This is a genomic window from Rhodococcus sp. NPDC056743, assembly GCF_042790355.1.
In the GTDB taxonomy this organism is placed as follows: Bacteria; Actinomycetota; Actinomycetes; order Mycobacteriales; family Mycobacteriaceae; genus Rhodococcus_F.
In genome coordinates this window covers 176415-191752 of record NZ_JBHTZI010000001.1, presented here as the reverse complement: position 1 = coordinate 191752, position 15338 = coordinate 176415, and the positions used below count along the sequence as shown (strand labels likewise).

Genomic DNA, 15338 nt, shown 5'->3' with positions numbered 1-15338 from the left:
TCAAGATCCACTAGTGGCTCACCAGCGTGGACAACTGCTGGTTAGCCTATCCAAACTACGGAACTACGCTCAATTCGACCTGCCCGAACTCTGCAGTAATCGCTCGGGCATCGTCTTCACCGAAGAAACTCGCGTCGAAATCGAGCCGGATGTCAACGAGCCGCCCGTCGCCGGTGACGTACGCCGTCACGTCGAGTACACGCGGGTCGACGCGGCACTGCGCGCCTGGACTTTCCGCACCGTGGATCACCCGCAAACTGACCTCGGGCCGACTCCACAGTGCAAAAACTGGCGCGGTTTGCGCATTGAGGTATCGCAACATGTTGTAGCCGGCGCCTATACCCCCTGGTACGACGCTCAGAGCGGCCGCCGCGGACTCCAACGCCTCCTCCGACGTCACAGAAGCGGGCAGCGCCGGCAACCGAACCGGTACCCCGACAGCAAAGGGGCCAACCGTTGCCGTGCAATCCGGTTCATCCGTTCCGGCAATGCGAGCGTCACGCTCGAGTTCCACCGTCAACTCGGCCGGTGTGCCTCGCCACTTCGCCAACCCGTAGGCCAGAGCAGCCAGCGTTGCGGCTTCGACATCGCCGTCCGAACGCGCGTCCACCGTCGTCCGATACGTCCCTCTCGGGCCGCCGGTGACGATCGCGGGCGCGCCCGGCCGCAGCTCGGCTCCCGGCGCCAGAACCTGAGACCAGTGCGTCAGCTCCCCCATCAACGCCGGATCCTGGGCCAACTCGTTGAATCGTTCCGCAAACCCGTGTGCGGTCGCAGCGGGCCGTCGAACCGACAGTGCGCCGCGCCCGCGCCAGATCGTTTCAAGGTCTGCTCGCACCACCGCAGCGGACGCCGGATCTGCCACACACGCGTGCAGGGCGACCACCAGGATTCCGCTGCGGGATTCGCCGGCATCGAGCCATCGTGCCGCCACCGGCCGAGCATCTTCGATGTCGAGTTCGGCGATCAGCGCCCTAGCCTCCGCCTCGGCGCGCTGCGGAAGATCCGCGTCCCCGAGGTCGCTGCAATCGACCTGCGCCGCCACGAGCGCCGCGTCGGTGACCGGCTCGAGGGACCACAGAACAGACGCAACCCGGGTCAGTCGCAACCGCAGTGCGTCGTGCGCGTTCAGCAGTGCCGACATGGCTTGCTCGACGTCGTCCGCGGTGGTTCCTGCGGGAGTCGAGACGGACAGCGCGGTACCACAACCCGCGGGCGAGATTCCGGACTCGCGGGCGCGGTGCACCAACGGTGTCAACGCCATCGAGCCCGTCACATCGCTCGGGTCTACCGGTCCGGTGTGGCCAGGCTCAGCGTCATCAGCGACGCCGAAATCCACCACCTTCGCCAGTGCCGCGGGAGTCCGCCATTGGAAGATCTCCTTGGGACCGAACGTAATTCCGCTCCGAGCGGCAGCATTCACCACCTGAATCGAGATGATGCTGTCGCCGCCGAGCATGAAGAAATCGTCATCGGCGCCGACGGCGTCGACGTGCAACGCCTCGGCAAAGAGCTCACACATCGCGGTCTCCTCGGGGCCCTCCGGCGCTCGCCGCTCGGACGCGTCGGGAGCAACCGGCTCCGGCAGCGCTCGACGGTCGAGTTTCCCGTTCGGTGTCAGCGGCAGAGCCTCGAGTACGACAATTGCCGTCGGAACCATGTAGTCCGGCAACAACGTGGACGCAAAGGCCACAAGTTCGGCTGCGGCAACCGTCGCCTCCGGAACCGGAACCACATACGCGTGGATCTGACCGCGTCGCGCAACAACAGCGCTCTGGGCAAGCGTCGGATGCGACGTCAGCACGTTCTCGATTTCGCCGAGTTCTACCCGAAGTCCACGCAGCTTGACCTGGCCGTCCGTGCGACCGAGGTATTCGAGTGCCAAGCCCGCGTCACCGTGCTCACGCCAGCGCACGAGATCACCGGTGCGGTAGAGCCTTTCACCATCAGATCCGAACGGGTCCGCTACAAAACGTTCCGAAGTCAGCGGCGCCCGGTCGTGGTAGCCGCGCGCCAACTGCACGCCGCCGAGGTACAACTCCCCGGCAACTCCCGGGGCGACACGCCGCAACCGAGCATCGAGAACAATCACGCGGGTATTCCACAGCGGGCGACCGATTGTCACCCAGTTCGTGTCCGCAGCAGAGGCGATGTGCGACGCCGTCACGTCCACTGCCGCCTCGGTGGGACCGTAGAGGTTGTGCAGTTCTGCATCGACCGACGCATGGAACCGATCACGATGATCAGGTGTGAGCGCTTCACCACTGCACAACACTCGAACCAGCGCGGGACGGGGATTCTGTTCGAGGGCAACGTGATCGAGGAACGCAGCAAGCATCGACGGTACGAAGTGCGCTGTGGTGACGGATCGTCGCCGGAAGACCTCACGCAGATACTGCGGGTCCCGATGACCGTCCGGCGCAGCCACCACCATCGTCGCACCGGTAATCAAGGGCCAGAAGAACTCCCATACCGATACGTCGAAGCCGGCCGGTGTCTTCTGCAGTACCCGATCTTCGCTGCCAAGACGGTATTCGTCCTGCATCCACAACAGTCGGTTGACCACCGCGCGATGACTGACCAGAACGCCCTTCGGCCGCCCGGTCGAACCGGAGGTGTACAGCAGGTAGGCGGCGCTGTCGGGATGTACAACCACGTCCGCGGCGGTGAGTACATCCGATTGTGTTGTTGCGGTACCACCCTCGTCGATCTCGAGTATCGGAGCGAGGCAGTCCAACGGTTCGATACCCCGGCCTACCACCAGCAACGACGGCCGCGCGTCCGCGAGCATGTACTCGAGTCGGTCTACCGGATAGCTGTCGTCGAGGGGAAGGTACGCGCCGCCCACGCGGTGGATCGCCAGCAGTGTCACCACCAGTGCGGCACTGCGTCGTACCGCCACCGCGACAACGCCACCGACCGGCACCACACCACGAAGTGTCGCGGCGAGGTTCTCCACTCGCCGATCCAGTTCGGTGTAGGTCAGCGACTCGCCACTCTCGTCGACGATCATCGCGACGGCGCCCGGTGTGAGTTCGACCTGGCGAGCGAACATACCTGGCAAGGTCAGCGAACCGTCTATCGGCACTGCACGACCCGATTCGGCAATGACCAGTGCCGCCCGATCCGCCGGAGTCATCGGATCAAGCTGGGACAACCGCAGTTCCGGGTTGGCCGCACACTGCCGCAGCACCTGAACCAGTCGCCCGGCAAACGCATCCACCGTGCTCTGATCGAAGAGATCTGTGGCGTACTCGATGCGACCGCGGATGCCGCCGTCGGCGGATTCTGCGAGGTCGAACGTCAAGTCGAACTTGGCCGTTCCGGTTTCGAGGAACACCGGGCTCGCGTCGAGCCCGGACATCTCGATCCGGTCTACGGCGTCGCGGTACTGCACCAGTATCTGGAACAGTGGCTGGCGGGACAGGGAACGGGCCGGGGCCATCGCCTCGACCAACTGCTCGAACGGAACATCCTGATGCGCATAGGCATCGAGGTCCGTAGCGCGAACCCGCTCCAGGAACTGCGCGAACGTCGGATCGCCGGACAGGTCGGTGCGTAGCACCAAGGTATTGACAAAAAAGCCCACCACGCGTTCGAGCGCCGCATCCGAACGTCCGGCAACAGGTGAACCGACGACGATGTCGTCACCGGCTCCGAGTTCGGCCAGCAGGACGGCAACTGCGGCGTGGGTGAGCATGAACATCGTTGCCCCACCGGCCGCGGCGATTGCCGCCAACGAAGCCCGCACTTCCGGTTCGAGTTCGAACGCGACCGCGGATCCCCGGTACGTCGACACTGCGGGACGCTGCCGATCACGTGGGAGCGCAAGCTCTTCCGGCTGTCCGGCAAGCACGCCGGTCCAATAGCCGAGCTGACCGGCCAGTACCGATTCGGGATCGCTTGCCGCGCCCAGGACTTCGGGCTGCCACGCGCTGAAATCTCGGTACTGCACCGGCAGTAGTTCGGGAATGGTCCCCGTGCCGGACACAAGGTGCGAATACGCGCGGGTCAGATCGGACACCAAGGGACGAGCGGACCATTCGTCGGCCGCGATGTGATGCACCAGCACCATCAGATCCGCGTCGTCGGTAGCGGTGCGAAGCAGAACAGCGCGCACCGGCAATTCGCGGGCGATGTCGAAGGTGTAGCCGGCTTCCCGCGCGAGTGTCGACTCGAGTTCAGCCGGGGTCACGTCGAGCACGGTGAGGTCAAGTTCGACGTCCCCGATCGGAAGCACTCGCTGGTAACCGATGTGCCCGGCCTCACCGTCGCCGGACTCCGCGGTGAACACCGTGCGCAGTGTTTCGTGTTGGCTCAGAACATGCGCCAGCGCACCGCGCAACGCAGCCAAGTCCACCGCGCCCCGCAGATGCATGGTGTACGGGATGTTGTAGGTGGAGCTGGGACCCTCGAGCTGGAACAGGAACCACAGGCGCCCCTGCGCGGCCGACATCGGCACGGTTGCCCGGTGTTCCCGTCGAACCAGTTCGGGCCGCCTGACCTTCCCGATCTGAGCTGCCTGAGCCAGTTCGGCGGGGGTACGGAGGTCGAACACCTCACGAATCGTCACGTCGTGACCCGTGCGAGCGCGGATCGCCGACGCCAATCGGGTGGCGAGCAACGAGTTGCCACCGAGAGCAAAGAAGTCCTCGTCGGGGCCGACAGTGGCCATGCCGAGGAGCTCGGCGAGCACCTCGCAGTAGATCCGTTCCAGTTCGGTTGCCGGCTCGCGCCGTCCCTCGCTGCGTACCGGCACGGGGAGCGCGTCGCGGTCGACCTTGCCGTTGGGCAGCACCGGAAACACGTCGAGAACAACAAACACTGCGGGAATCATGTAGTCGGGCAGCAGGTCTCGAAGATGTGCCCGCAACTGGGAATCGTCCGGCGCGGCGCAGCCCGGTACCCGCACTGCGTAGCCGACCAGCTGATCGGACCCCGCTGCGCTCTCGCGAACCACGACAAGTGCCCGTTCGACGGACGGGTGGGAAGCCAATGCCGCCTCTACCTCACCGGGTTCGATCCGGAATCCATGCAGACTCATCTGAGCGTCGGCGCGGGAGACGAAGTCGAGTTCTCCGGACCGGGTGCGACGCACCAGATCTCCGGTGCGGAACAACCGCCCACCACTGCCCAACGGATCCGCGACGAACCGGGCTGCGGTCAACTCCGGCCGGCCCAGGTAACCGCGCGCGATCTGGACGCCTTCGACATACAGCTCACCCGTCACCCCGTCCGGCACCGGGCACAGATGCGCGTCGAGGATCCGCACACCCACTCCGGGAACGGGAGCGCCGATAAGCACGCGGCCTGGTGAAGGCGTTGCTGTCCAGAAGGTCACGTCACCCGCAACTTCGGAAGACCCGTACGAGTTGATCACTCGTGTGCCGGCGTCGTCGAACATATCGATCACCGCACGGGTGAGCGGTTCACCACTGAGGAACCAACTCGAGACACTGTGTGCCGATTCTTCTCGGAACTGCGCCAGTGCGGCAGCCAGACTCGGCACTGCGGTGAGTTGCCGCACGTCGTGCCGGTCGATCAGATCTGCGAGCGCCCCGGCATCGCGAGACTCCGCGTCATCCGCGAGAACCAACCGCGCACCGGCCAGGAGACCGGCCAGCAGTTCTGTGGAACCGTCGATGAAACTCATCGAACTCTTTGCCAACCGCACATCTGCCCACCCGTCGGCGCGCACCAGATCGCGCTGCCACGCCAGGCGATTGGCCAGTGCGCCTGCAGTTCCCATCACGCCCTTGGGCTGACCGGTGGAACCCGAGGTGTAGACGACGTACGCGGCGGCAGCAGATGACACGACGCTGCCCACCCGGTTGCGCTCGAGTGCAGCAGCGGCTCCCTCGAGTTCCGCGACAGTCGCATCCTGCGAGTCCGGCCGTATCCACTGTGCGGTGTTCTCGTCGACAATCACCAGCGCCGGAGCGGCGTCGGCCAGCATGTACTCGATTCGCGCACGCGGATACGACGGATCGATCGGCAGGTACGCCGCACCCGCGGCAATCACGGCTCGTAGCGCAACAACACACTCGACGCTCCTCCCGACAGCGATGCCCACCACCACGTCGGTGCCGATACCACGCTGGATCAGCAACCGTGCCAATCGGTTCGAACGATCGGCAAGCTCGCGGTACGTGTATTCGTCCGGTCCACAGATCAGTGCGACTCGATCGGCGAACTCCTGCTCGGCGTCGTCCAGCAGCTCTGGCAACAGGCGGGTGGTGTGAGCCGCCACCGGCAGTGCATTTTTTTCGGCCGGCAACAGCACGTCCACGCTCTGCAAACCGGTGTTCGCATCGGTGGCAAAGTACTCGAGGACCATGCGCAACCGAGTGGCGATCGACTCTGCCGTCGCCCGATCGAAAAGATCCTCCGCGTACTCGATCCGCACGTCGAGACCCTCGGCGAGCTCGACGAACTCGAAGGTCAGATCGAACTTGGCGGTACCCGTGGCAATGTACGACGGGCTCACTTCGAGTCCCGTGAAGGTTGGCACCGAGTGCGGGGTCCGATGCTGAACCATTGTCTGGAACAAGGGATGTCGGGCGAGCGATCGCGACACACCCACCGCGTCGACTACCTGCTCGAACGCAACGTCCTGGTGCGCAAACCCGTCCAGGGCACCTGCTCGCACGCGCGAGAGCACCTCGGTCAGGGTGGGGCGCCCGGTCAGGTCTACCCGCTGCGCCACCGTGTTGACGAAGAATCCGACGGTGTCTTCGAGGCTGCCGTCCACCCGGCCTGCAATCGGGGCACCCAGCGTGATGTCCTCACCGGCACCGAGTTTCGACAGCAGAACTGCAACAGCTGCCTGCGCCAGCATGAACATCGTGGAGCCCGATTTCTCGGCCGCGGATCGCAGTCCGTCCACCGTGGGTGCACCTGTGTGTGTCCACACCTCACCGCCGCGCCACGTCGGTACGGCTGGACGAGGACGGTCGTACGGCAGCTGCAACTCTTCGGGGGCACCGGTGAAGAGATCTCGCCAGTACGCGAGTTGTCGGTCAGTGGAAGCGCGTAACGCGGGATCCTCGGCGCACTCCTGCTGCCAGATCGCAAAGTCCGAGTAGTGAATTCGAGTCTGCTCGGCCGACAACTGCTCTCCGTTGTACACCGCTGCCAGATCGGTGAGCATCGGTCCGGCCGACCACTCGTCACCCGCGATGTGGTGAATAACCAACAGCAGTACCGCGGTGTCGGCACCGGACCGCACCAGGTGGCCGCGCACAGGAATGTCGTGTTCGAGGTCGAACGGCACCCGAGCTGCGGTCAGCAGCGCAGACTGCACCTCCCCCTCGGAGACGTCACTGACCGTGAACTCCGGCGCCGCATCGAGTACCCGACCGAACCCCACACCGTCGATATCGACGACGACGGTGCGCAACACCTGATGCCGGGTGACGATTGCCGCAACTGCATTTTCGAGCGCTGACGCATTCACCGCACCGCTCAGGTGCAGCGCAAACGGAATGTTGTAGGTCGCCGAGGGGCCCTGCGTCTGGTGAACGAACCACAACGACTGCTGCGCCGACGACAGCGGCACCAGGCCCGTCCGCTCGTGCACGACAATGGCGGGACGAGCCGGCGCCGCGGATTCCACCCGTACGGCCAGAGCTGCCACCGTCGGCGTGTCGAAGACGTCACGCAGCGACAGTTCCACTCCGAGTACGGACTTGAGCCGAGCTACGAGCCTGGTAGCGGAAAGCGAGGTACCGCCGAGTGTGAAGAAATCCGCGTCGACGCCCACCACGGTGAGACCGAGCAGGTCGGCAAACATGCCGGACAGTGCGATCTCCGCAACCGTCTCGGCCGAGCGCCCCGTGTCCGCATTCCCGAAGTCCGGCGCCGGCAACGCCTTCCGATCGATTTTGAGGTTGGGGGTGAGCGGGAACTCGTCCAGGACGACAATCGCTGACGGCACCATGTACGCCGGTAGACGCTCTGCGATAAAACGGCGCAGTTCAACGGAATCGACGTGCGCTCCCGACGCGGCCGTGACGTACCCGACCAGATGGACGGCGCCGCCCACGTCATTTCGGGCAACCGCCACAGCAGCTCCAACTGCGTCGAACTCCCCTGCCACGGTCTCGATCTCGCCGAGTTCGATACGGTGCCCGCGCACCTTCACCTGATCGTCGCCGCGGCCCAGGTATTCGAGCTGACCGGATTCGGTCCACCGCACCAGGTCGCCGGTTCGGTACATCCGGCCGCGCCCGAAGGGGTCAGCCACGAATCTGGTTGCCGTCAGATCAGGCCGACCACGGTAGCCGCGGGCGAGTTGTGTTCCCGCAACGTATAGTTCGCCGATCGCGCCCACATTGACCGGCTGCAGGTAGCGATCCAGAACCACCGCAACAGTGCCTGTATAGGGCCGGCCGATCGAACCTGTCCATTCGATGTTCGGCAACACCGGCGTGCTGGTGCACCACACCGTGGCCTCGGTGGGTCCGTACATGTTGTGCACAGAACGGGCTTGCTCGCTCAGTTGTTGCGCCGTGCGGGCGGGCAAGGCTTCACCGCCCACCAGGACGTCGACTCCGGCCAGATCGGCGCCGCCATGTTCGAGCACCGTCCCCCACTGCGATGGCGTTGCCTGCACAGCCGTGACGGACTCCGAACTCACCAATGCCGCAATGGCTGCCGGATCCTTGGCCTCGTCCTCGTCCGCAAGGATCACCGCGCCGCCCACGGTGAGCGGGACGAACAATTCCAGGACGGCGATATCGAAGGACAGCGTGGTCAGGGCGAGCAACCGGGTGTGTGCGTCGAAATTCGTGAGATCCGTGGCCGAGCGGACAAACCGTGCCAGCGCGCGGCGGTCCAGCATGACGCCCTTGGGGTTTCCCGTGGAACCGGACGTGTAGATGACGTAGGCGGTGTTGGCCGGCGCCACCCGTGGCCCACTCGCAACACTGGACGCTGCTGCCGACCAGACGATTTCGCTTCCGGTCAGTGTTGCGACTGCAGTTCCTGCCGGGACCACAACCGCGTCGGTGAAGCCGTCTGTGGTCAGCAGAATCGCCGGCCGAGCGTCGTCGAGCATGTACTCGAGTCGCGAGGCGGGGAACTGCGGGTCGAGCGGAATGTACGCGCCGCCGCACCGCAGTACCGCGAGGAGCGCGATCACAGCCGACGCAGATCGTGGTAGAGCCAGTGCAACCAAGGACTCCGGTCCGGCGCCCTGGGAGGCAAGGTCGGCTGCCAGAGCATCGACGCGCGTGGACAATTCGGCATAGGTCAACCGGTCGGCGCCTGCCACCAGAGCAAGATCGTCACCGCGCTCGCCGACCCGAGCGTCGAAAAGGTCCATGACGTCAGGGCAGAGAGCATCAAGGCCTTCTTCCCGCCCGCCCCATTCCTCGAGAATCTGTAAATCTGCGGGGTCCAGCAGCGACACCTGAGCGATCGCTGCGCCGGCGCCCTCGGCGGTGACGGATTCGAGCAGCCTGCGCAGAGCCGCAGCGTGACGTGTGAGCTCTGCATCCGTGTACCTGTCGGCGTCGGCGTCGATCTGGATTTCGAGCTCGCCACTCTCGTCGAGGCGGCGCACGATGAAGGCGATGTCGTGCACGGGGCCACGGGCCAGAGAGTGAACGCTCGAAACAGCCCCGTCGAAACGCAGGGTGTCGCCGAACGGCTTGATGTTGACCGTCGGGCCGACGGGCCCGGCACTGCTCGCAGGCAGGCGCAGGTCACGATGGATGTCTTCGGAGCGATACGCGGAATGCGGGGCTGTGCGCTCGACCGCTGCGCGGACGCCCGCAGCCAGGTCGACGAGGCCGGCGTTCGGGTCGACCACTACGCGCAGTGGCAGGACATTGACCGCGGTGGTCAGAACCTTTGCTGCAACTTTCCCCATTCGATTCATCGACGGGAATCCGACCGTCACGTCGTACGTGCCACTCGAACGTGCCAGGTACGCCGTCACTGCGGCGGTGGCGACCTCGGCCCAGCCGCCCTCGACAACGCGTCCAGCGGCAGAGATGCGCTCCACCGATGCTGCGGAGATCAGCGTGGTGTGGGATCGGAGCGTCCGTGCGACCGACGACGCGGGTGGGCTTGCGATCCGGGAGAGACTCACCGATTCCGGAGCGCCGAGCAGTTCGGCCGACCAGAAGTCCCGATCGAGCGTCGCAGAGTCGGAACCCGCACGGGCGGCGTCCTGGTCGAGCACCGACTCGAGGGGATCGAAGCGGGGTGCCGGCGGTTCCTTGTCCTGAGCCAATGCGTTGTGAACAGCGGCGATCCTGCGGCCGAGCAGGCTGTACCCGTAGACGTCGATCAACGTGTGGTGGATACGGAAGAACAACGCGTGATGCGAGCCTCCGAGCGCAAAGACGGTAACAACACATCCCGGACCGGCACTCGGATCGAGCGGTACGCGAAGTTCGTCGCGCATCTCTGTGAGTGCAACCTCGAAGCTCTCACGTGCTACAACGGTGGTTCCGGGGTACTCCCAGGCACCGAGTTCCTGGTACACCTCGCCGGAGTCCGTGCCGAACCGCGCCATGAGCGACGGGGTTTCCGCGACCACACGATCCACAGCGCGCACGAGAACGGACGGGTCGAGTGAGCCGACGATTTCGACGCATTGACCGGTGACAAACGTGGGGTTCTGCGGGTCGAGTTGCTGCGCGAACCACATCCCTGCCTGCGCAGCCGTCAACGCCAGACGCTTACTCGACACCACTGGATCTCCTCGCAGTCCTGCATGCCCTGATCGCTCGCTCGAGCACTCTAAGGCTTAGGGTTACCTACCCTACTTCAGATCGAGCGAGCGTCGTCTGACACCCTGGGTATAGATAGGTCCATTCGCGAGAGGAATTCGCTCATGCCGGTTACCACCCCGTCCCGACGGCTCGACCTGCCGATCGTTCTGCGAGAGCTGACGGTCATTCGAACTGTCGACGTCACACCGCGCATGCGCCGGATCACGGTCGGGGGCGAGCAACTGCGCGCCTTCCAGTCCGGTGAACACTCGGTCGCCGAGTTTCGCACCGAGGGTGCCGACGACTACGTGAAGATCTTCCTTCCCGAAACAGGCGGAGCAGCACCGGTATTGCCTGAGCAGCATGACGGCCATCTGCACTGGCCGAAGCGTCCGGCGCCGGTGGCCCGCTCCTACACGGTGCGCCGCTTCGACGCCGAAGCCGGCGAACTCGATCTCGACTTCGTGCTGCACGGCCACGGGATTGCCGGCAACTGGGCGCGCAACGCGCAGCCCGGTGACACCCTGCACCTGGCCGGGCCGAAGGTGTCGACCATTCCGCCTGTCGGCGCCGACTGGTGGTTGCTTGCCGGTGACGAGACGGCCCTACCCGCGATCGCCCGCTACATCGAAGAACACGACGGTTCGGTGCCGCTGTACGTTGCGGTGCTCGTCGACGGCCCCGAAGAAGAACAGCGCGAACTTCCCGGCGTCACCTGGGTACACCGTCGCGACGGCGTCTCGGACGCCCGTCTACTGGCCGATGCCGCTCGCACTCTCGGTCCGAGCACGGGCGCCGGCTGGATGTGGATCGCCGGTGAGGCATCCATCGTGCGTGAATTGCGAGCTACGGCCAAACAGCTCGGCGTGACGAAGGATCTCCTCGACGCTTCCGGTTACTGGCGTGTGCAGGTCGGCGACGGTCCCCTGGCCCGGGTTCGCACGCTGCGCGACAAGGCCGTGGAGTCGCTGGAGCACCGCCGCCGCGAGCACGCCTGACCTGTCGCGGTCAGCGTGAGGCAAGTTGGTCTTGGGCTCCGGGCACCGGCTGCGCCGGGTCCGAGCCCAGTTCCACGATGACGTTGTTCGTATCGACGTGGACGACCCGCGGCACCAGCGACTTCGCCGCGCGGTCGTCGACATGGCGGTAGGACATGATGATCACCAAGTGCCCAGGCGAGATCAGATGCGCCGCAGCGCCATTGATGCCGATCACCCCGGAACCTCGTTCGCCGGTGATGGCGTAGGTCTCGAGCCGTGCACCGTTGTCGATGTCGACGATGTGCACCTGCTCTCCTTCGAGCAGATCGGCCGCTTCCATGAGGTCCTGGTCGATGGTCACGGATCCGACGTAGTGCAAGTCTGCCTGTGTGACGGTGGCACGGTGAATCTTGCCCGACAGCATGATGCGGTTCACGAGTCTCACACCCCACTGAGTTCTGCGACGGCAGCGTCCACGCTGATCGCACCCAGCACGTCAGCCGCGGTGAGCACCCGCCCGCACCGCTTGGCTACGTATTCCAGTCCCATCAGATGCTCGTCGCGTGAGAAGTCGGCAGTCGCGTCCGCGACCATGAACGGCTCGATGTCACTCATGAACGCCTCGGCCGCGCTGAGCATGCAGCCCATATGTGCGTACACGCCGGTCACGATCAACTGGTCACGACCGACGCGGCCGAGGAGCTGACGCAAGTCCGTGCGCTGGAAAGCCGAGTATCGCCACTTGGTCACCTCGATATCGGACTCTCCCGGCGTGAGCGCGTCGATCACCTCGGTATCGCGCCCGGTTGTCATACCTTCGCCCCAGAAATCGGCCAGGATGCCTCGCCGGGACGGATGCTGATCACCCGGCTGCATCGTGTAGACAACCGGGATCCCGGCCCGAACACACGCGTCACGAACCGCCACCATGTTTGCCGTCGCGGTGGAGATGGGCTCCTCACCGGTGTTGTAGGCGTCGATGAAGTAGCGCTGCATGTCGTGGATCAACAACGCGCAGCGCGAGGGGTCGAGCTGCCAGTCGACGCGGTCCGCGGATACCTCGTCGCGTCGGGGCAGAACATAGCCGGCAATGGGTGGGATGGCCATCGGGCTCTCCTATTCGGTTTCGATCGGTTGTAGGTTTCGATCGGTTGTAGGTACGGACTTCACATGTCGAGCGTGGCGCCGCCGTCGACACGGAGGTCGTGCATCGTGATGTGCCGGGCAGCGTCGGAGCTGAGGAACAACGCCGTGGCAGCGATGTCATCAGGCTGTGCGAGCCGGCCGAGCGGAATCCCGAGGCGATACGCGTCGGCGTCGCCGGCGATCACCCCGGCGGATTGGTCTGTGCCGTCCCACATTCCGCGCAGCATGGGAGTGTCCGTCGAGCCAGGAGAAATGATGTTGCACCGGATTCCGTGCGGAGCGATCTCGAGGCCGAGGCTTCGCAGGTAAGCGGTTGCCGCGGCCTTCGACGCGCCGTAGGCAGCCATGTTCGTGCGTGGCGCCGATGCCGCGTTCGACCCTACCGCCGTGATTACACCGGAACCGGCGGCAACAAAGCGGCGAGCCGCTTCGCGGGCGACGTTCATCGTTCCCGTCGCGTTGACTGCCATGCACGCATCCCAGTCGTTGTTGTCCTCGGTCAGCGCGGAACCTGCCCGCAGCACGCCGGCCGTGTGCACGAGCACCGACACCGTTCCGATCGCGTCGGTGGTCGCGGCAAATGCCTGCTCGACGGACTTGACATCCGTCACGTCGACCGCGAGCGCGAATCCGTCACCCGGTACGGTCGGAGCTGCCAGATCCCACCGAGCGACCGTCGCTCCGGCCTGTTCGAACAGTGCCGCCGTTGCCGCGCCGATACCGCCGCCGGCACCGGTAATCACGACAGATCGCCCAGTCACACCCTTCACATCCATGAGCCTAGGCTATCCTTATCGAAATTGTTCACGCCGCCGGGCCACCACCAGTGAAGGAAGACATGCTTTCCGAAGTGTCACCACCACAACTCGCCTTCACCCCGTGGCCTGCAGACGACGCCGCCCGCTACCGCAGTGACGGAGTCTGGGCCGGAAAGACTTTCGACCAGGTTCTGCGCGAGAGCGTCGCCGCCCATGCCCACTCCGTCGCAGTCGTCGACGCCGAGCAGACATGGACGTACGCCGAACTCGACGCCCACGTGGACACCCTCGCTGCCGGACTCGCCGACCTCGGCATCACCGCCCAGCATCCGGTGATGATCCAACTGCCCAACCACGCCGAGTTCGTCGCCGTCGTGTTCGCGATCTTCCGGATCGGCGCAGTACCCGTGTTCTGCCTCCCCGCGCATCGTTCTTCCGAGTTGACCGCGCTGGCCAGTGCCTCGCGCGCCGTCGCCATCATTACGTCGCACCACATCGACGGATTCGACCACGGCGCCCTTGCACTCGAAGTGGCGTCTTCGACTCCGAGCTTGAATACCGTTGTGTGTCTGCCGGATTCCAGATCGGAGGCTCCGGCCGGTACCGTGAACTTCGATTCTGTGCGCGCCGCACCGCGCGAATTCGCCACCGCCGATCCGGGATCCGTGGCGTTTCTGCAGCTGTCCGGCGGCAGCACCGGCATCCCCAAGCTCATTCCACGTACCCACGACGACTACCTCTACAGCGTGCTGCGCAGCAACGAGATCTGCGGCGTTACCACCTCGACGGTCTATCTCGCGACATTGCCGGTAGCCCATAACTTCCCGATGAGCTCTCCGGGAATCCTGGGAGCCCTCGCCGCCGGCGGAACTGTGGCGTTGACCCCGTCCCCGAGCCCCACCACGGCCTTCGCAATGATCGAACGTGCCGGAGTGACGATGACGGGTCTTGTTCCGCCGTTGGCCCGGTTGTGGACCGAAACAGCTGAACGTGGTCACTCGCACGACCTGTCGTCGCTGACATCCGTACTGGTCGGCGGCGCTCGCTGCCCCGACGAGTTGGCAGCCCGCATCGGCCCGGCGTTGGGCGCACGGCTACAGCAGGTGTTCGGCATGGCTGAAGGCCTGGTGTGTTACACCCGCGACGAAGATCCCCTCGAGGTCGTACTCACCACGCAGGGCCGCCCCATGTCCCCCTCCGACCGGATCCGGGTAGTCGACGACAACGACAACGACGTACCCGCAGGCACCGAAGGTCAGCTGCTCACCAAGGGCCCGTACACGATTCGCGGCTACTACGACAATCCCGCAGCCAACGCCCGCTCCTTCACCGAAGACGGTTGGTACCGCACCGGCGACGTGGTCCGAGTTGATGCGAACGGCAACATCACGGTCTGCGGGCGAGCTGTCGACCGAATCAACCGCGGCGGTGAGAAGGTATCCGCCGAAGAACTCGAGGAACACCTTCTGGCGCACCCCGCGGTTCGCGACGCCATCGTTGTTGCCATTCCCGACGAGTACCTCGGTGAGCGCACGTGCGCTTTCCTCCTCGCCGCAGACCCGTCGAGTCCGCCGAAGACCGCCCAGATACGGGCCTTTGTGCGCGAGCGCGGCCTGGCGAGCTGGAAGATCCCCGACCGAGTGCAGGTGCTCGAAGCATTCCCGGAGACCGGCGTCGGAAAGACCAGCCGCAAGGATCTGCGTCGGATGCTCGCCGCGCGCTGATCTAGC

Annotated in this window: 6 protein-coding genes; 2 read left to right on the top strand and 4 right to left on the bottom strand. The window is 65.1% G+C overall.

The genetic code is table 11. From position 1 onward, the window contains the following. Nucleotides 1–55: 55 nt before the first annotated feature. The gene (locus ACFRFQ_RS00880; protein ID WP_378651904.1) at nucleotides 56–10702 is read right to left on the bottom strand and encodes an amino acid adenylation domain-containing protein; all 10647 of its coding nucleotides are present in this window, start codon (nucleotides 10700–10702) and stop codon (nucleotides 56–58) included. 144 nt (nucleotides 10703–10846) lie between these two features. Between ACFRFQ_RS00880 and ACFRFQ_RS00875 the strand changes: the two genes are divergently transcribed. Beyond that, nucleotides 10847–11722 (top strand): siderophore-interacting protein, encoded by an 876-nt coding sequence (locus tag ACFRFQ_RS00875; protein ID WP_378651902.1) that lies wholly within the window; start codon nucleotides 10847–10849, stop codon nucleotides 11720–11722. 10 nt (nucleotides 11723–11732) lie between these two features. On the opposite strand, the gene panD is transcribed toward ACFRFQ_RS00875, so the two are convergent. Genes panD through ACFRFQ_RS00860 form a run of 3 tightly spaced genes read right to left on the bottom strand, consistent with a single transcriptional unit; the run spans nucleotide 11733 to nucleotide 13626 of the window. Further along, entirely contained in the window at nucleotides 11733–12128 is a 396-nt protein-coding gene (gene panD / locus ACFRFQ_RS00870; protein ID WP_378653474.1) for an aspartate 1-decarboxylase, read from the bottom strand. Nucleotides 12129–12145: 17 nt separating this feature from the next. After that, nucleotides 12146–12811, bottom strand: coding sequence for an isochorismatase family protein (locus tag ACFRFQ_RS00865; protein WP_378651886.1), 666 nt, complete (start codon nucleotides 12809–12811; stop codon nucleotides 12146–12148). Between the two features lie 59 nt (nucleotides 12812–12870). Further along, nucleotides 12871–13626 carry an SDR family oxidoreductase gene (locus tag ACFRFQ_RS00860; protein ID WP_378651884.1) on the bottom strand — a complete coding sequence of 252 codons (756 nt, stop codon included), beginning with the start codon at nucleotides 13624–13626 and terminating at the stop codon, nucleotides 12871–12873. A gap of 62 nt (nucleotides 13627–13688) precedes the next feature. Here ACFRFQ_RS00860 and ACFRFQ_RS00855 point away from each other — a divergent pair, with 62 nt between their 5' ends. Next, nucleotides 13689–15332, top strand: coding sequence for a (2,3-dihydroxybenzoyl)adenylate synthase (locus ACFRFQ_RS00855; protein ID WP_378651882.1), 1644 nt, complete (start codon nucleotides 13689–13691; stop codon nucleotides 15330–15332). The last annotated feature ends 6 nt before the right edge of the window (nucleotides 15333–15338 follow it).

What these genes read in the sequence shown, in the direction of transcription:
- panD (WP_378653474.1), bottom strand. Translation starts at nt 12,128, where the DNA reads ATGCTGTCGGGCAAGATTCACCGTGCCACCGTCACACAGGCAGACTTG.
- ACFRFQ_RS00860 (WP_378651884.1), bottom strand. Translation starts at nt 13,626, where the DNA reads ATGGATGTGAAGGGTGTGACTGGGCGATCTGTCGTGATTACCGGTGCC.
- ACFRFQ_RS00855 (WP_378651882.1), top strand. Translation starts at nt 13,689, where the DNA reads ATGCTTTCCGAAGTGTCACCACCACAACTCGCCTTCACCCCGTGGCCT.
- ACFRFQ_RS00875 (WP_378651902.1), top strand. Translation starts at nt 10,847, where the DNA reads ATGCCGGTTACCACCCCGTCCCGACGGCTCGACCTGCCGATCGTTCTG.
- ACFRFQ_RS00865 (WP_378651886.1), bottom strand. Translation starts at nt 12,811, where the DNA reads ATGGCCATCCCACCCATTGCCGGCTATGTTCTGCCCCGACGCGACGAG.